At 72.5% G+C, this 16,838-nt stretch carries 14 protein-coding genes, 1 tRNA gene and 1 riboswitch; of the genes, 14 read left to right on the forward strand and 1 reads right to left on the reverse strand.

Features of this window, described 5'->3' with window-relative positions; all coding sequences use genetic code 11:
• Positions 1 to 191: 191 nt before the first annotated feature.
• A complete protein-coding gene (locus ACFYE1_RS06845; protein ID WP_387741260.1) occupies positions 192 to 824 on the reverse strand; it encodes a vitamin K epoxide reductase family protein in 633 nt (210 codons plus the stop codon).
• Positions 825 to 1,240: 416 nt separating this feature from the next.
• Between ACFYE1_RS06845 and ACFYE1_RS06850 the strand changes: the two genes are divergently transcribed.
• From ACFYE1_RS06850 to fdhA, 14 genes are all read left to right on the forward strand, one after another.
• Positions 1,241 to 4,645, forward strand: a complete 3,405-nt coding sequence (locus tag ACFYE1_RS06850; RefSeq protein ID WP_387741262.1) for an Rne/Rng family ribonuclease — start codon at positions 1,241 to 1,243, stop codon at positions 4,643 to 4,645.
• Between the two features lie 184 nt (positions 4,646 to 4,829).
• On the forward strand, positions 4,830 to 5,564 hold the full coding sequence (locus ACFYE1_RS06855; protein WP_387741264.1) for a nuclear transport factor 2 family protein: 735 nt from the start codon (positions 4,830 to 4,832) through the stop codon (positions 5,562 to 5,564).
• 57 nt (positions 5,565 to 5,621) lie between these two features.
• Positions 5,622 to 5,715: riboswitch (TPP riboswitch) on the forward strand.
• Positions 5,716 to 5,816: 101 nt separating this feature from the next.
• Complete coding sequence (locus ACFYE1_RS06860; RefSeq protein WP_387741266.1) at positions 5,817 to 7,337, forward strand: bifunctional hydroxymethylpyrimidine kinase/phosphomethylpyrimidine kinase; 1,521 nt, start codon at positions 5,817 to 5,819, stop codon at positions 7,335 to 7,337.
• Between the two features lie 220 nt (positions 7,338 to 7,557).
• Positions 7,558 to 7,869, forward strand: coding sequence for a 50S ribosomal protein L21 (gene rplU / locus ACFYE1_RS06865; protein ID WP_017834600.1), 312 nt, complete (start codon positions 7,558 to 7,560; stop codon positions 7,867 to 7,869).
• A gap of 60 nt (positions 7,870 to 7,929) precedes the next feature.
• Entirely contained in the window at positions 7,930 to 8,187 is a 258-nt protein-coding gene (gene rpmA / locus ACFYE1_RS06870) for a 50S ribosomal protein L27 (protein ID WP_017834601.1), read from the forward strand.
• A 154-nt stretch (positions 8,188 to 8,341) separates the two neighbouring features.
• Complete coding sequence (gene obgE, locus ACFYE1_RS06875; RefSeq protein WP_387741268.1) at positions 8,342 to 9,907, forward strand: GTPase ObgE; 1,566 nt, start codon at positions 8,342 to 8,344, stop codon at positions 9,905 to 9,907.
• Between the two features lie 160 nt (positions 9,908 to 10,067).
• Positions 10,068 to 11,321 carry a glutamate 5-kinase gene (gene proB / locus ACFYE1_RS06880; protein WP_387741270.1) on the forward strand — a complete coding sequence of 418 codons (1,254 nt, stop codon included), beginning with the start codon at positions 10,068 to 10,070 and terminating at the stop codon, positions 11,319 to 11,321.
• Between the two features lie 20 nt (positions 11,322 to 11,341).
• On the forward strand, positions 11,342 to 12,676 hold the full coding sequence (locus tag ACFYE1_RS06885) for a glutamate-5-semialdehyde dehydrogenase (protein ID WP_387741272.1): 1,335 nt from the start codon (positions 11,342 to 11,344) through the stop codon (positions 12,674 to 12,676).
• 123 nt (positions 12,677 to 12,799) lie between these two features.
• Positions 12,800 to 13,048 (forward strand): hypothetical protein, encoded by a 249-nt coding sequence (locus ACFYE1_RS06890; protein WP_387741274.1) that lies wholly within the window; start codon positions 12,800 to 12,802, stop codon positions 13,046 to 13,048.
• A gap of 19 nt (positions 13,049 to 13,067) precedes the next feature.
• The gene (gene nadD / locus ACFYE1_RS06895) at positions 13,068 to 13,790 is read left to right on the forward strand and encodes a nicotinate-nucleotide adenylyltransferase (RefSeq protein ID WP_387741276.1); all 723 of its coding nucleotides are present in this window, start codon (positions 13,068 to 13,070) and stop codon (positions 13,788 to 13,790) included.
• Entirely contained in the window at positions 13,790 to 14,629 is an 840-nt protein-coding gene (locus tag ACFYE1_RS06900) for a hypothetical protein (RefSeq protein WP_387741278.1), read from the forward strand. The genes nadD and ACFYE1_RS06900 overlap by 1 nt, the downstream gene beginning before the upstream one ends.
• A gap of 101 nt (positions 14,630 to 14,730) precedes the next feature.
• Positions 14,731 to 15,141, forward strand: a complete 411-nt coding sequence (rsfS, locus tag ACFYE1_RS06905; protein WP_387741280.1) for a ribosome silencing factor — start codon at positions 14,731 to 14,733, stop codon at positions 15,139 to 15,141.
• 110 nt (positions 15,142 to 15,251) lie between these two features.
• Positions 15,252 to 15,327, forward strand: a tRNA-Ala gene (locus tag ACFYE1_RS06910).
• Between the two features lie 244 nt (positions 15,328 to 15,571).
• Entirely contained in the window at positions 15,572 to 16,789 is a 1,218-nt protein-coding gene (fdhA, locus tag ACFYE1_RS06915) for a formaldehyde dehydrogenase, glutathione-independent (protein WP_387741282.1), read from the forward strand.
• The last annotated feature ends 49 nt before the right edge of the window (positions 16,790 to 16,838 follow it).

A 16,838-nucleotide genomic window follows, 5' to 3' on the forward strand; every position in this document is an offset into this window, starting at 1 on the left:
CATGCCACCACGATCCGCTCCTCCGTCCCGGCAGTCAGGCGGAAGCGCATCACACTTTCCCAACACCTACTGAGACCGGACCCGACGACGACGGCCTCCGCCCAGCACGGGCGGAGGCCGTCGTCGTCGGGTCCCAGGGCCGGGCTCCAGGACCGGGCCGCGGCCGGAGGAACCGGCCGCTCGGGGTGGGATCAGGCCGGGAGGATGACCCCGGCGAACCGGACCAGCACCGTCCCGAAGAGCAGCACGAGCAGGGCCGCGGAGACGAACCACGCCCACTGCTCGGCGCCGCGTGCCACGCCGGCGGACGCCGGCAGCACCCCGTCGCGCAGGTTGCGGGTCGTGGTGTGCACGAGCAGGACGGTCTGCACGACCCACACGAGCATGCAGTACAGGCACAGGGCGTTGATCTCGAAGGTGGTCTGCCACCACAGCCACAGCACGAAGGCCCAGCCGAGGGTCACCCCGATCTGCAGCCCCCACCAGTACCAGGCGGCGAACCGGGCCCCGGCCAGCACCGCGAGCGCCACGGCCACGACGACCGCGTAGGCCACGATGCCGATGAACGGATTGGGGAAGCCGAAGGCCTCCGCCTGCGGCGTGCGCATGACGGTGCCGCAGGACAGCCACGAGTTGATGTCGCAGCTGGTGCGGTGCGCGGCGTCCAGGAAGAGCTGGAGCCGCTCGTACACCAGTGTGGCGGCGCCGTAGAAGCCCAGGAGGCCGGTCACGAGCGCCACGAGCCCCCAGCGCCGGTCGGCGCGGGGCCCGTGGCCCCGGGACACGGCGGGGGAGTCGTCGAGGGTGGGCGAAGTGGAGGTCACACGCCGATCCTAGGCGATGCGCCCCGGGGTCCTCCTTGCCCCGCGCGGGAGGGTTGCGGGCCGTGACGAGGCCAATCCGGCCCGGACCGGGGCGTCTGTGAGATACTGACCACGGTCGAGCCCGCCCGTACGCGGGATCTCGGCCCAGTCGGACTTCGACCCCAGGTCGGCAGGACCCGCGGCTCTCATCGGATTGAGCGCGTCCGCCGCCGGCTCAAGACCGTTGCCCTCGTGAGCAACGGCTCGAAGCCCCGGACTGGCTCGTTGCCGTCCCCGCCCGTTCGCGTGGTGTGCGGGACGCGACGGGTACGCACAGGACTTCTGGCCGCCGCGTGGACCCCCACCGGCGATACGCCGACCAAGCAGCTGCGGGGATCGGGTACGGACGGCGTACCGCGGCAGGAGCACAGCTGTATATGGATGCCGAACAGGTGAACCAGGCCGGGGCGCAGGACGCCCTGGACGCTGGTCAGCAGAACACATCGGACGACGCACGCCGGGACCTCCCGGTGGCGGAGGGAACGGTGCAGGACGCCGCCCCCGAGATCCCGGCCGACGCGCCGGGTGACGTCCTCGACGAGCCGTCGGAGCCCGGGCCGGACGCCGGCCCGGAGACTCTCACCGACGCGCGGGGAGACGACTCCGACGGGCCGTCGGAGGCCGGGCAGCCCGCGCCGGACGCCGGCCCCGGGACTCTGACCGACGCGCCGGGTGACGTCCTCGACGGGCCGTCGGAGGCCGGGCCGCCCGCTCCGGACTCTGCGCCGGACACCGGCGACGCCGCCGGGACCGACACCCTCGACGTCGCGCCGGGTACCGCGGTCCCCGGCGACGAGCGCCCTGGTGCGGTGGCCGAGGAGGCCGCAGCGCCCGGGAACCCCGCGCCCGGCACGCCCGGTGCCGAGGAGGCCGCCGAGGGCGTGGAGCCGTCGGGGGAGGCCGAGGACCTGGGTCCTGGGGCCGAGGCCCCTGCCGCACCGGCCGAGGACGCGCCGAGCGGTGCCGCGCAGGATCTCGCCGGCGACACCGACGACGGCGTGGACGCCGACCAGGACGACGACGAGGAGCCGCGCACTGGGCCGGCCGCCGCTGTGACGGCGACCTCGCTGATGTTCCACGCCCCGGACCTCGACGAGCTGCGTGAGGCCGCTCAGCAGCGCGCCGCCCGCCGCCGGGAGGCGCGGCGCCGCCAGCAGGAGGACAACGCCTCTGCCGAGGAACCGGGCGACGGTCCCGAGGAGCCGGACACGGCGGAGCTCGCCGACGAGGGCGAGGAGGCCGGACAGGCGTCGGGCGGCGGTGCCACCAGCCGTCGACGTCGCCGTCGCCGTCGCGGCGAGGTCGACATGGAGCTCATGGGTGGCAGCGACGACGACCCGCCCAACACCGTGACCCGGGTCCGGGCGCCCCGCGCAGCGGAGACCGCCACGGCCGACGACGTCGTGGCCGTCAAGGGCTCCACGCGGCTCGAGGCCAAGAAGCAGCGCCGGCGCGAGTCCCGCCAGACCGGCCGCCGCCGCCAGGTGATCACCGAGGCCGAGTTCCTGGCCCGCCGTGAGTCCGTCGAACGGCAGATGCTGGTCCGGCAGAAGGACAACCGGATCCAGATCGGCGTCCTCGAGGACGGCGTCCTGGCCGAGCACTTCGTCTCGCACACCCAGCAGGATTCCCTGATCGGCAACGTCTACGTGGGCAAGGTGCAGAACGTCCTGCCGTCCATGGAGGCCGCGTTCATCGACATCGGCCGGGGCCGCAACGCCGTGCTCTACGCCGGCGAGGTCAACTGGGACGCGTCGCGGCTCGAGGGCGGGCCGCGCCGGATCGAGGTCGCGCTGAAGTCCGGGGACTCGGTGCTGGTGCAGGTCACCAAGGACCCCGTGGGGCACAAGGGTGCACGGCTCACCAGCCAGATCTCCCTGCCGGGCCGGTACCTGGTCTACGTCCCGGGCGGGTCGATGACCGGGATCTCCCGGAAGCTGCCCGACGTCGAGCGCGCCCGGCTGAAGAAGATCCTCAAGGACCGCCTGCCGGACGGGGCGGGAGTCATCGTGCGCACCGCGGCCGAGGGGGCCTCCGAGCAGGAGCTCACCCACGACATCAACCGGCTGCGCGCGCAGTGGGAGCAGATCCAGGAGCGGGCCGGGTCGACGAAGACGCTCGCGCCCGAGATGCTCTACGCGGAGCCGGACCTGACGATCAAGACGGTCCGCGACGTCTTCAACGAGGACTTCACCACCATGGTCGTCCAGGGCGACGAGGCATGGGACAACATCGAGGCGTACGTGACCTACGTCGCGCCGGACCTGCTCGACCGGCTCAAGAAGTGGGACGAGGACGAGGACCTGTTCGTGAACTACCGCGTGGAGGAACAGATCCAGAAGGCGCTCGAACGCAAGGTCTTCCTGCCCTCGGGCGGCTCGCTCGTGATCGACCGCACCGAGGCGATGACGGTGGTCGACGTGAACACCGGCAAGTTCACCGGCTCGGGCGGCAACCTCGAGGAGACCGTCACCAAGAACAACCTGGAGGCCGCCGAGGAGATCGTGCGGCAGCTGCGGCTGCGGGACATCGGCGGGATCATCGTGATCGACTTCATCGACATGGTGCTCGAGTCCAACCGGGACCTCGTGCTGCGCCGGATGGTGGAGTGCCTGGGCCGGGACCGCACCAAGCACCAGGTGGCGGAGGTGACCTCGCTGGGCCTCGTGCAGATGACGCGCAAGCGCATGGGCACCGGCCTGCTCGAGGTGTTCTCCGAGCCGTGCGAGCACTGCGCCGGTCGCGGCGTGGTGGTCCACGACCACCCGCTCGAGGGCCGCTCCGGTGGCGCCACGGCCGAGTCCCGCGACCAGCGGCCGAACCGCACGGAGCGCAAGCGCGGCCGCGGGAACCAGCGCGAGCAGCAGTCCGCCCGGACGGAGCAGCGGTCCGCCGAGCCCGACCCCGCGGAGAAGGCCAAGGCCGAGGCCGCGCGGACGGCGTTCGCGACGATCGCCGCCGCCACCCATCACGAGGAGGTCGCCGCGGAGGAGGTGGAGCGCGCCGAGGAGACCGCCCAGCCGGTGGAGTCCCGGCCCGAGGGCTCGGGGCGTTCCCGGAAGAAGCGTCGCGGCAAGCGCAGCCGCAACCGCGGCCAGGGTGCGGACGCCGCCGCCGAGCAGCAGCCGGAGGCGGAGGAGAGTTCCGCCCCGGCCGCACCGGAGCAGGTTCCCGCCGACGCGGCGCCGGCCGAGCCGGGCTCGCGCCTGCGGATCAACGGCGAGGTGATCGAGCTGCCGCAGGGTCATGCGGTCGTCGAGGAGCCCGCCGAGGCCCGCCCGTTGAGCCTGGACTCCCTCGCGGAGGCCTTCGGGCAGCAGGAGCCGGACGCCGCCTCCGCCGGCCAGGAGGCCAGCCCTGCGCGAGCCGCCGCTGAGACGGTCACCGCTGCCGACGATGCCCCTGAGCAGGCCACCGCTGAGCAGGCCACCGCTGCGGAGGACCCCCGGGCGCGGGGCGCCGCGCAGGAGACCCTGGGGCGGGAGAGTGCGGCGCCAGGGAGTACGGAGCAGCAGGCTCCCACCCCGGCGGCTCCGGAGCCGTCGAGCGCCGAGCCGGCTCGGCCCCGTCGGCGCAGCCGGCGGGCCTCGGCCCCGGCCGCCCGCCCGGGCGAGGCCGAGGTGACCGCCGGCCAGGCGGCTGCCGCAGAGGGCGCCCGGCACGAGGCCAAGGCCGTCACCCAGCGCTCCCCGGAGGACTCCTCCCGCCCGGCGCCGACCGTCGTCGGCGTCGGCGTTAAGGCCGAGGACCTCACCAGCGGCGAGCCCGCCGACCGGGGCTGAGCCGCCCCGCCGAGCAGGATCCCGGAGGACCCCGACCAGCACGGTCGGGGTCCTCCGCCGTCGTGGACCGTCCCGGCCGGCCCCGCCCCCGCGCGGCGGCGTACTGTGGTGCGCACCACAGCACAGCCGGGGCCGCCGTCCCGTCCGCCGGGGCGAGCGGCCGCCCGTTCCAGGGAGAACCGCCATGACCAGTGCAGACACCGTCCGCGCCGTCGCCACGGACGTCTTCGTCCGCCGGGATCCGTCGACCGTGGACCGGCACTACACGGAGGACTTCATCCAGCACTCGCCGCTCGCCCAGGACGGGCGCGACGGCATCAGGCAGTTCGTGCGCAGCATCCCCGACGACTTCCGCGTGGACCTCGTGCGGATGCTCGACGACCACGGGACAATGGGCGCCCACTCGGCCTACGAGGGACTCGGTCCGGAGCCCCTGGTCGGTTTCGACGTCTTCCGCGTGGAGGACGGGCGGATCGCCGAGCACTGGGACGTCTTCGAGCCCCTGCGCACGCGCTCCGACGGCGCCCGCCCGCAGCTCGACGGTCCCGTCGCGGTCACGGACCGCGATCGGACGCAGGACAACAAGCGCATCGCCGCCGAGTGGGTCGAGTCCGCCCTCGTCGCGGGTGACCACCGCGCCGTCCAGGACCACATGAGCTCCCGGGGCTGCACCGAGCACGCGGCTCGCACGCCGGACGGCCCGCAGCCCGCGTACCGGCGGCTGCGCCGGGTGGTCGGCGAGGGGAACTTCGTGCTGACCGTCGCGGAGGCCGTCACCGGCGGCGACCGCGGGGACGGAGCCGCCGGCACGGTCGCCTGCTACGACCTCTGGCGCCTCGGCGACGGCCGGATCGTGGAGCACTGGGGCGTCGCGCAGCCGGTTCCCGAGAGAACGGCGCACGCCAACGGCATGTTCTGAGCCTGCGAGCGGACTCCGTCCGCGTCCCGGCTCCAGCGGGACCACTAGACTGGCAGGACACCTGACACGGGGTGCCGCGCGAGCGGCTGAGAACACACCCGTCGAACCTGATCTAGCCAGTACTAGCGAAGGGATGTCGCAGATGCGCGATGCCGTACCCACGTCCGCCCGCACACCGGCAGCCGAGAGACCGGTGCCGCCGGACCCCGCGCTCGCCGAGGACGCCGCCGCGGCCGCCGAGGAGGTGGCCCCGTGACCGCCCGCGTGCCCCGCGTGCTGGCCATCGCCGGCACCGACCCCACGGGCGGCGCCGGCCAGCACGCCGACCTCAAGTCGATCGCCGCGATGGGCGGCTACGGGATGAGCGCCGTCACCGCCGTCGTCGTCCAGAACACCGTGGGCGTGCGCTCCATCCACGTCCCGCCCGTCGAGGTCCTCTCCGCCCAGCTCGACGCGGTCGCCGAGGACGTCGAGATCGACGCCGTCAAGATCGGGATGCTCGGGTCCGTGCCGGTCATCGAGGCCGTCGCCCGGTGGCTCGGGGTCCACCGGCCGCCGGTCGTGGTCCTGGACCCTGTCATGGTCGCGACCTCCGGGGGCCGCCTCCTGGAGAGCGAGGCGGAGGACGCCCTGCGCTCGATGCTGGGCCTCGCCGACCTGATCACCCCCAACCTGCAGGAGCTCGCCGTGCTCGCCGGGGAGGACACCGCGTCGTCGTGGCAGGAGGCCCTTGCCCAGGGCCACCGCGTGGCCCGCGCGCACGGGACCCTGGTGCTCGTCAAGGGCGGGCACCTCACCGGGGACCGGACGCCCGACGCCCTCGTGGGCCCGGACGCCCCCGAGCCCCTCGCGGCGTTCGACGGCGCCCGCGTGCCCACCGAGAACTCCCACGGCACCGGGTGCTCCCTCTCCTCGGCCCTGGCCACCCTCCAGGTGCGGCACGGGGACTGGTCCCGCAGCCTGCGGATCGCCCGGAACTGGCTGCGCGGGGCTCTCGAGACCGCCGGAGAGCTCTCCGTCGGCCACGGGAGCGGCCCCGTCCACCACTTCCACCACGTCCAGGGCGCCCTGGAGACCTGGGGCACCGCGCCGGAGCGGTTCAGCGACGAGCTGTGGGAGGCCTCCGCGGCCGTGCGGCGCGAGATCGAGGAGCTCGAGTTCGTCCGGCTCCTCGGCGACGGCCGGCTCGAGCCGGACCGCTTCCTCGCCTACCTGGACCAGGACCTGCAGTACCTCGACGGCTACAGCCGGGCGCTTGCCCTGCTCGCGGCCAGGGCGCCCGACGAGGAGCAGCGGCTGTTCTTCGCGGCCGGTGCCGTGTCCTGCACCGAGACCGAGGCGCAGCTGCACCGGGCCCGGCTGCAGCACGCCGGGGCCGGCGGCGCCCGGGCCGGGCTCGGCGAGGTGACCCGGCGCTACACCACGTTCCTGCTCGCCGCCACCGCCGCCGAGCCCTACCCGGTGGGCCTCGCCGCCGTGCTGCCGTGCTACTGGGTCTACGCGGACGTGGGGCGCCACCTGGGCGAGCTCGCCACGGCCGGCGGGACCGACGAGCACCCCTACGCGGACTGGCTGGCCACGTACGCGGACGAGGAGTTCCAGGAGGCCACCCGCACGGCCCGCCTGCTGCTCGACGCCGCCGCCCGGGAGGCCCCGGCGGACGTCCGGGACCGGATGCGGGAGGTGTTCCTGGAGGCCTGCGCGCTCGAGCGCGACTTCTTCGCCGCGCCGGTGGCGGAGCGTCGGTTGGCGGGCACTGACCTGATCGAGTAGTCTTGATCTTCGGTGCCATGCCGGTGCGCGCGTGTAAAAACTCGACACCCCACCTGGCGGCACATGCGGGTGCAGTTCCTGAATTGCGGCGAACCTGCGCTGACCTCGGCCTGGTCCCACGGGCCGGTCACCGGCAGCTCGTCTCAACGTCGTTGGTCCTGACAGGTATGCGCTCGACCCACACTGTTTAAACATGACGTCGAGAGAAGTGAGTTCCCAAGTGGTGTACGCGATTGTCCGCGCTGGCGGCCGCCAGGAAAAGGTTTCCGTCGGAGACCTCGTTACCCTTGACCGCGTCGCCGGCGGAGCAGGCAGCACCATCGAGCTCCCTGCCCTGCTGCTGGTCGACGGGGACAAGATCACCTCGGATGCCCAGACCCTGGCGAGCGTCAAGGTCACGGCCGAGATCGTCGAGAACCTCCGCGGTCCCAAGATCTCCATCCAGAAGTTCAAGAACAAGACCGGCTACAAGAAGCGCCAGGGCTTCCGTGCCGAGCTGACCACCGTGAAGGTGACCGGCATCGACGCCTGACCGGCCCGGTCCCCGTCCAGACTCCACCAGCCAGTAAAGACCCGAAGGTAGGCACACCTCATGGCACACAAGAAGGGCGCGAGCTCCACTCGCAACGGTCGCGACTCCAACGCGCAGTACCTCGGCGTGAAGCGCTTCGGCGGCCAGACCGTCAACGCCGGCGAGATCCTCGTCCGACAGCGCGGCACGCACTTCCACCCCGGCCTGAACGTCGGCCGCGGTGGCGACGACACCCTGTTCGCCCTGGCCGCCGGCCAGGTCGAGTTCGGCACCCGCCGGGGCCGCAAGGTGGTCAACATCCAGGCTGCCGCAGAGTAGTCGACAGGGCCGGTCCAGCCGGCCCGGGTGCGGGTCCCGACCCGCACCACCCATGTTTGGTCTGTAGAGGGTGGGTGCGTCCAGCGCCCGCCCTCTACGGTTTTAACGTGGCCCGTCCGCGGGCCCGTCCGTCCCTGATCCAGAGGAGTTCCCCGTGGCCAGTTTCGTCGACCGCGTCGTCCTGCACGTCTCCGGCGGCTCCGGCGGGCACGGCTGCGTGTCCATCCGCCGGGAGAAGTTCAAGCCGCTCGGCGGGCCGGACGGCGGCAACGGGGGAGACGGCGGCAGCGTGGTCCTGCGCGTGGACGGCCAGACCACCACGCTGCTGAACTACCACCACGCCCCCCACCAGTCCGCCCCCAACGGAGGCCCCGGCAAGGGCGACCTCCGCCACGGGCACAAGGGCGAGGATCTCGTCCTGTCCGTCCCCGACGGCACCGTGATCAAGGACCAGGACGGCAACGTCCTGGCCGACCTGGTGGGGCAGGGCTCCGAGTTCGTGGCCGCCCCCGGCGGGCAGGGCGGGCTCGGCAACGCCGCGCTGGCCTCGGTCAAGCGCAAGGCCCCCGGCTTCGCGCTCCTCGGCACGCCGGGCTCGGCCCGCGACGTGGTCCTGGAGCTGAAGTCCATCGCCGACATCGCCCTGGTCGGCTACCCCTCCGCCGGCAAGTCCAGCCTCGTCGCCGCGATCAGCGCTGCCCGCCCCAAGATCGCCGACTACCCGTTCACCACGCTCGTCCCGAACCTGGGCGTGGTGCAGGCCGGGGACGTGCGCTACACCGTGGCGGACGTCCCGGGACTGATCCCCGGCGCGTCCGAGGGCAAGGGCCTCGGACTGGAGTTCCTCCGCCACGTCGAGCGCTGCGCCGCGCTCGTGCACGTCCTGGACTGCGCGACCCTCGAACCCGGGCGCGACCCGCTCTCCGACCTCGAGACGATCGAGGCGGAGCTCGCCGGCTACGCCGTGGACGGCGACCTCGACGGCGGGCAGGCGGTGCCCCTCAACGACCGGCCCCGCCTCGTGGCGCTGAACAAGATCGACGTCCTCGAGGCCCGGGAGCTCGCCGAGTTCGTGCGGCCCGAGCTCGAGTCCCGGGGCTACCGCGTGTTCGAGGTCTCCACCGCGTCCCACGAGGGGTTGCGCCCGCTGACCTTCGCCATGGGCGAGGTCGTGCAGGAGGCCCGGGCGGCGCGCCCCGCCCCGGCGGAGGCCCCGCGCGTCGTGCTGCGCCCCAAGGGAGTGCGCGGACCGGAGTTCACCATCGCCCGCGAGGAGCGCAACCTCGAGCCGCTGTGGCACGTGCGCGGCGACAAGCCCGACCGCTGGATCCTGCAGACGGACTTCAACAACGAGGAGGCCGTCGGCTACCTCGCCGACCGGCTCGCGAAGCTCGGCGTCGAGACGGAGCTGTTCAAGCAGGGCGCCCGGCCCGGCGACGCCGTGCTCATCGGTCCCGAGGACGACGGCGTGGTCTTCGACTGGGAGCCCACGATGGTCGGCGGCGCCGAGCTGCTCGCCGGGCCCCGCGGCACCGACCTGCGCTTCGCGGACATCGACCGCCCCACGCGCGAGCAGAAGCGCCAGCAGTACCAGGACCGCAAGGACGCCAAGGCCGCGGCCCGCGCCGAGCTCGAGGCCGAGCGCTCCGCCGGGGTGTGGACCGAGTCGGTCGACGCCCGGCGCGGCGAGGCCCCCGGCGACTCCGGCGCCGACGACTGACCGCACCCGCGGAGCGGACCGCGACCGCGCGCACGGGACCTCCGCGGCCACCACCTGACGACCGACCCGACCCACCGGCCGACCCGGCACACCGACTGACCCGGCACACCGACTGACCCGGCACACCGACGACGCCCACCGAACGAGGGAGACGCCCAGGATGAACGAGCAGACGAGCGAGATCGACGTCGAGCAGCTCGAGGAGGTCGCGGAGAAGTCCGCGGTCCAGCTCAGCAGCGAGAACCGCGGCAAGAACCGGCGCAGCCCCATCGAGCACCGGGAGGACATCCCGCGCGCCCACCGCGTGGTGGTCAAGGTCGGCTCGTCCTCGCTGACGTCCATCGAGAGTTCGATCGACGAGCAGGCCGTGCGGATGATCGTGGACGCCCTCGGCGAGACGAAGGCCCGCGGCATCGAGATCGTGTTCGTCTCCTCGGGTGCGATCACGGCCGGCCTGGCGCCCCTGGGGCTCTCCCGGCGGCCCAAGAACCTGGCCGGCAAGCAGGCCGCCGCCGCGGTGGGCCAGGGCCTGCTCATGGGCCGCTACATCGAGTCCTTCGCCCGCTACGGCGTCACCGTGGGCCAGGTGCTGGTCACCGCGGAGGACCTGATGCGCCGCAACCACTACAAGAACACCCACCGCCAGATCGAACGGCTCCTGGACTTCGGGGTGCTGCCCATCGTCAACGAGAACGACGCCGTGTCCAGCGCGGAGATCAAGTTCGGTGACAACGACCGGATCGCCGCCCTGATCGCCCACCTCATCAAGGCCGACGTCCTGCTGCTGCTCTCCGACGTCGACGCCCTGTACACCATGGACCCCCGCAAGGGCGGGGAGCGGATCCCGGTGGTCAACGACCCCATCAAGGACCTCGAGGGCGTGCAGATCGGGTCGGTCGGCAGGGCCGGCGTCGGCTCCGGCGGCATGGTGACCAAGGTCCAGGCCGCCCGGATCGCCGCGGCCTCCGGCATCCCCGCGCTCGTCACCTCGGCGCAGAACATCACCCGCGCCCTGCAGGGCGACGACGTCGGCACCTGGTTCGCGACCTCCGGCGGGCGGCGCAACGTCCGGCTGCTGTGGCTGGCCCACCTCGCCGACATCAAGGGCTCCCTGACCCTGGACCCGGGCGCCGTCGAGGCGATCCGCGACCGCAACTCCCTGCTGGCCGCCGGAGTCACCGGCGTGTCCGGGACCTTCGAGGCGGGGGAGCCCGTCTCGCTGCGGGACGAGGAGGACAGGGAGATCGCGCACGGACTGAGCAACTACTCCTCGGACGAGATCCCGCCGATGCTCGGCAAGTCCACGACCGTGCTGGCGGAGGAGCTCGGGGACGACTACAGCCGGGAGCTCGTGCACGTGGACAACCTCGTGGTTCTGCGCGCCCGCGGCGCACGGACTAAACTGACGAAATGACTTCCGCCGCACACGATTCCGTGACCACCGACGAAGCCACCCGACCGGCCCGCAAGGCGGTCGTGTCCGACCACGGCGTCGTCGCCACCTTCGGGGAGGACCCCGTCGCCGGCGTCGCCGCGATGGCCGACGACGCCCGGGAGTCCGCCCGCGTGCTCGGCCGCGCCACCCGTGCCTGGAAGGACCGGGCGCTGCTCGCCATCGCCGACCGCATCGAGCGCAAGCAGGACGTGGTGCTCGCCGCGAACGCCAAGGACCTCGAGCGCGGCCGCGTGAACGGAACGTCCACGGCCCTCCTGGACCGGCTCAAGCTGGACGCCGGGCGGATCACCGGCCTGGCCGAGAGCCTGCGCGAGCTGGCCGCCCTGCCCGATCCCGTGGGCGGGTTCGTCCGCGGCAGCACCCTGCCCAACGGCCTGCGGATGCGCCAGGTGCGCGTGCCGATGGGCGTGGTCGGAGCCATCTACGAGGCCCGCCCCAACGTGACCGTGGACATCGCAGGCATCGCCCTGAAGTCCGGCAACGCGGTGCTGCTACGCGGCGGCTCGGCCGCGGAGGAGAGCAACCGGGCCCTCGTGGGCATCATCCGGGACTCCCTCGCCGACGTGAAGCTGCCCGTGGACTGCGTCCAGAGCATCGACGAGTACGGCCGTGAGGGAGCGAACGCGCTCATGGCGGCCCGCGGAAAGGTCGACGTCCTCATCCCGCGCGGCGGGCACGGGCTGATCCAGTCCGTCGTCCAGAACGCCAAGGTCCCCGTCATCGAGACCGGTGAGGGCAACGTCCACCTCTTCGTCGACCACTCGGCGTCCAAGGACATGGCCGTGAACGTGGTCGTCAACTCCAAGACCCACCGCACGAGCACGTGCAACACCACGGAGACCCTTCTGCTGCACAGCGGCTTCGAGCACGGGCCCGCCCTGCTGGCGGCCCTCGACCGGGCCGGCGTCACGCTGCACGTGGACGAGCGGGCCGAGGCCATGCTGCCGGCCGGCAGCCACCACCTGCGCGCCACCGACGAGGACTGGGGCACCGAGTACCTGTCCATGGACCTGGCCGTGAAGGTCGTCGACTCCCTGGACGAGGCGCTCCGGCACATCGACCGGTGGTCCACCCGGCACACGGAGGCCATCGTGACCAACGACCTCGCGGACGCCGAGCGGTTCGTCGCCGAGATCGACGCCGCCGCCGTCATGGTCAACGCCTCCACCCGCTTCACCGACGGCGGCCAGCTGGGCCTCGGCGCCGAGATCGGCATCTCCACCCAGAAGATGCACGCGCGCGGGCCCATGGGCCTGGAGGAGCTGACCACCACGAAGTGGATCGTCCAGGGCGACGGGCACGTCCGCGCCTGAGCCCCGGACGCGGCGGTCCCGCCGCGGATTCAGTACGATGAGAGCCGTCCGGGCCCGCCGGCCGAGGCGGCACGGGCCGCTCACCGACCACACGCCGCCACGTCGGCCCCAGAAGGGATCCTCATGTTCCAGCAGACCGTCACCACCGTCCTCGCCGCCGCCGAGGGCGGGCACGCCGCCGCCGAGGCCGGAGTTCCACCGTGGCTCTGGGGCGTCTCCGTGTTCATCGTGCTGATCGGCCTCATGGTGGTGACGGTCTCCTTCGCCAACCGCGGGCTCAGCCCGGAGGTCGGCCAGCACGAGGATCCCGCCGACCTGCCCGCGGACGAGCGAGCCCTGCTCGACGAGTACGCCGCCAAGCGCCACGGCTGAGCAGGGGAACCCCACCGTCGTGACGACCGCTTCGCAGGACACCGCCGACCGGACCCGGGGCCTGCCCCTCACGGGCACTGCCGTCCCGCCCCGGACACCGGGCCGCACCCGTCTCGGCGTCATGGGCGGGACGTTCGACCCCATTCACCACGGCCACCTCGTGGCCGCGTCCGAAGTGGCGGGGGAGTTCGACCTCGACGAGGTCGTGTTCGTCCCCACCGGGCGCCCCTGGCAGAAAGCCGCCGGGGCCGTGAGCCCCGCGGAGCACCGCTACCTCATGACGGTGATCGCCACGGCCTCCAACCCACGGTTCACGGTCAGCCGGGTGGACATCGAGCGCGACGGTCCCACGTTCACGGTCGACACCCTCCGGGACCTCAAGCGTCAGCGCCCGGAAGCGGACCTGTTCTTCATCACGGGCGCGGACGTCATGGGGGAGATCCTGACCTGGAAGGGCGCCGAGGAGCTCTGGCAGCTCGCCCACTTCGTCGGTGTCACCCGGCCGGGCCACGACCTCGCCGCGCCCGTCGGGTCCAGCGGCGTGAACCTGCTGGAGGTGCCCGCGATGGCGATCTCGTCCACGGACTGCCGCACGCGCGTGGCCGAGCACAAGCCCGTCTGGTACCTCGTGCCCGACGGCGTGGTGCAGTACATCAACAAGTACGGCCTCTACCTCGGCCCCCTGGACGGGACGACGACGGACCACGTCGGCGCCCGCGGCGTCTCGGCGAAGGCACCCTGATGGCCCGCGAGGACGACGTGCGGGACGGCGCCGCACGGGACGCCGACCCGGCTCCGCCGCCGGTGCCCTCCGGGCCCGCACCGATCATCGACCTGGGCGAGGACGCGGTGCCGGTCCAGCCCGTCAAGCCCCTCGGGCCACGGCGGCTGGCGCGCCTGCAGCGCGAGCTGGAAGAGCGCTCCCGGGAGCTCGGGGAAGCCGGCGGCGGCCCCGCGGACCCGGAGCTGCTGGAGAAGCAGCGCCGGTTCGTGGAGCTCGCCGCCCAGGCCGGGGCCGCGCAGACCGACTCCGGCACGGGCACCGCCGTCCAGCACCCGGTGGCTCCGGAAGCAGTGGCCCCTGCCTCCCCACCGCGCCCCTCGGCGCCGCCGGAGGAGCCGCTCGAGCAGATCACCGTCGTGTTCCCCGACGGCGGTCCGGGCGGACCGGAGGGGCACGTGTCCCACGACCCGGTGCACGTCGACCCGGCCCTGTTCAGCAACCGGCTGGCTCCGGAGGACCGCGCCGCGCTCACGCACATCGAGATCGTCGCGCCCGCGGACGCCGAGCGCCACGGCTCCCACGCCTCCACCTCGGCAGCGCCCGCCGCGGCCCCCGACCACGAGGAGCCGGGCAGCGCCGAGGATCCACCGCGGGCCCCGCAGGAGGCCGTGCCGGGGCCGGCGACGTCGTGGGCCGTGGACGAGCCGCCGGCCGCGCCCGTGCCGGCCGGATCCGCCGAGGGGCTCGAGCTGCTCGAGCCGCGGGAGTACCGGCGCCGCACGAACGGCGCCTGGTGGGTCCTGCTGCTGGCGGTGCTCGCGGCCCTCGCCGTCGTGCTCGTGCTCTTCGTGCTCTGAGCACACCACCCGCTGTCCTGCACCACTCGTATCTGCACCACTCGCCCACTCCATCCGTCCCCACGGGACGGTACCTCCGGTTCGCCGGGAAAGGATCCTCCTTGACTGTCAACGATCTCTCCCTCTCCATCCTCCAGGTCGCGGCCGCCGCGGCCGACGCAAAGCAGGCGCACGACATCGTGGCCCTCGACGTCAGCGAGGCGCTGGGCATCACCGACGCCTTCCTCGTCGCCTCCGCCTCCAACGAGCGACTCGTCAACGCCGTGGTCGACGAGATCGAGGAGAAGCTGGTCGAGCAGCTCGAGCTGCGCCCGATCCGCCGCGAGGGACGCTCCGAGGGACGCTGGGTGCTCCTGGACTACGGCGACGTGGTGATCCACGTCCAGCACGATGAGGACCGGGCCTTCTACGCCCTCGAGCGGCTGTGGCGGGACAGTCCCGTGGTGGACGTCGGACCGGCCGCGGGTGGTACCGCTCCGGCGCCCGCCACCGACGATTTGCCTGGAGCCTGATCGGCTGTCTACTATGAATGCGTTGCCCAGCGAGGCACTGGATCAACCGGAAAAGGGTGACTGAGAGGAAGCTTTTCGAGGTTGTGATAATGTCTCCGAGGTAACGGCCTGGGGCTGTGGCGCAGCTGGTAGCGCATTTGCATGGCATGCAAAGGGTCAGGGGTTCGAGTCCCCTCAGCTCCACCAGGACGAAAGAACCCGTTCCGCATCGCGCGGGGCGGGTTCTTTTGGCGTTCGTGCTCCCAGCTCCCTTCTCTTCCGCTCGTTGACATGTCCTGTTAGCGTCTGCTCCACCGGCGGCCGTTCTCCGTGTCCTGGGTCACAGTGGGCTCAGGTCACAGCGTGGCGAGATCCGTCGGGGACGAGGGCGTCCAGGGTGGAGACCCACCGTGGACGCCCATGACGGACATCCACCACGGAAGAGGTCATGATGGCAGGGAACAGAGCGGTCGCCTACAAGGGTCCCGGCAAGGTCGAGGTCATCGACACCGAGTACCCCGAGTTCGAGCTCAAGGACGCCCCGGGGATCAACGAGGCGAACATCGGGCGGAAGGTCCCGCACGGGGTCATCCTCCGGACGGTGAGCACGAACATCTGCGGTTCGGACCAGCACATGGTGCGCGGGCGCACCACGGCCCCGACGGACCTGGTCCTCGGTCACGAGATCACGGGCGAGGTCGTCGAGTGCGGCCCGGACGTCGAGTTCGTCCAGGTCGGGGACATCGTCTCCGTCCCCTTCAACATCTCCTGCGGGCGGTGCCGCAACTGCAAGGAGCGCAAGACCGGCATCTGCCTCAACGTGAACCCGGACCGGCCGGGCTCCGCCTACGGCTACGTGGACATGGGCGGCTGGGTCGGCGGGCAGGCCGAGTACGTGCTGGTGCCCTACGCGGACTGGAACCTGCTGAGGTTCCCCGACCGGGACCAGGCCCTCGAGAAGATCATGGACCTGACCATGCTCTCCGACATCCTGCCCACCGGCTACCACGGCGCGGTCACGGCCGGGGTGGGCGTAGGCTCCACGGTCTACATCGCCGGCGCCGGACCGGTGGGGCTGGCCGCGGCGGCCTCGGCGCACCTGCTGGGAGCCGCGGTGGTCATCGTGGGCGACATGAACGAGCAGCGGCTGGCACAGGCGCGCAGCTTCGGCTGTGAGACCGTGGACGTCTCGAAGGGCTCGCCCGGCGAGCAGATCGAGCAGATCCTCGGCGTCCCGGAGGTCGACTGCGGCGTGGACGCCGTCGGCTTCGAGGCACGCGGGCACGGCAAGGACGCCTCCCACGAGGCCCCGGCCACCGTGCTGAACTCCTTGATGGACATCACCGCCGCCGGCGGGGCGCTGGGCATTCCGGGCCTGTACGTCACCGGGGACCCCGGGGCCGTGGACGAGGCCGCCAAGAAGGGCTCCCTGTCGATCAGCCTCGGCACGGGGTGGGCGAAGTCCCTGGCCTTCACCACGGGGCAGTGCCCGGTGATGAAGTACAACCGGCAGCTGATGATGGCGATCCTGCACGACAAGATCCAGATCGCCAAGGCCGTCAACGCCAAGGCCATCCCGCTGGAGGAGGCACCGCAGGGCTACGCCGAGTTCGACGCCGGGGCCGCCACGAAGTACGTGCTCAACCCCAACGGCTACATCAAGGACTGATGCCGGGGCCGGCACGGACGGCGTGCTCAACCCCGGCCGCTGGATCGAG

This window comes from Kocuria nitroreducens (assembly GCF_042879195.1).
Taxonomy (GTDB): Bacteria; Actinomycetota; Actinomycetes; order Actinomycetales; family Micrococcaceae; genus Kocuria; species Kocuria nitroreducens.

What these genes read in the sequence shown, in the direction of transcription:
- ACFYE1_RS06850 (WP_387741262.1), top strand. Translation starts at nt 1,241, where the DNA reads ATGGATGCCGAACAGGTGAACCAGGCCGGGGCGCAGGACGCCCTGGAC.
- ACFYE1_RS06855 (WP_387741264.1), top strand. Translation starts at nt 4,830, where the DNA reads ATGACCAGTGCAGACACCGTCCGCGCCGTCGCCACGGACGTCTTCGTC.
- rpmA (WP_017834601.1), top strand. Translation starts at nt 7,930, where the DNA reads ATGGCACACAAGAAGGGCGCGAGCTCCACTCGCAACGGTCGCGACTCC.
- proB (WP_387741270.1), top strand. Translation starts at nt 10,068, where the DNA reads ATGAACGAGCAGACGAGCGAGATCGACGTCGAGCAGCTCGAGGAGGTC.
- ACFYE1_RS06890 (WP_387741274.1), top strand. Translation starts at nt 12,800, where the DNA reads ATGTTCCAGCAGACCGTCACCACCGTCCTCGCCGCCGCCGAGGGCGGG.
- ACFYE1_RS06900 (WP_387741278.1), top strand. Translation starts at nt 13,790, where the DNA reads ATGGCCCGCGAGGACGACGTGCGGGACGGCGCCGCACGGGACGCCGAC.
- fdhA (WP_387741282.1), top strand. Translation starts at nt 15,572, where the DNA reads ATGGCAGGGAACAGAGCGGTCGCCTACAAGGGTCCCGGCAAGGTCGAG.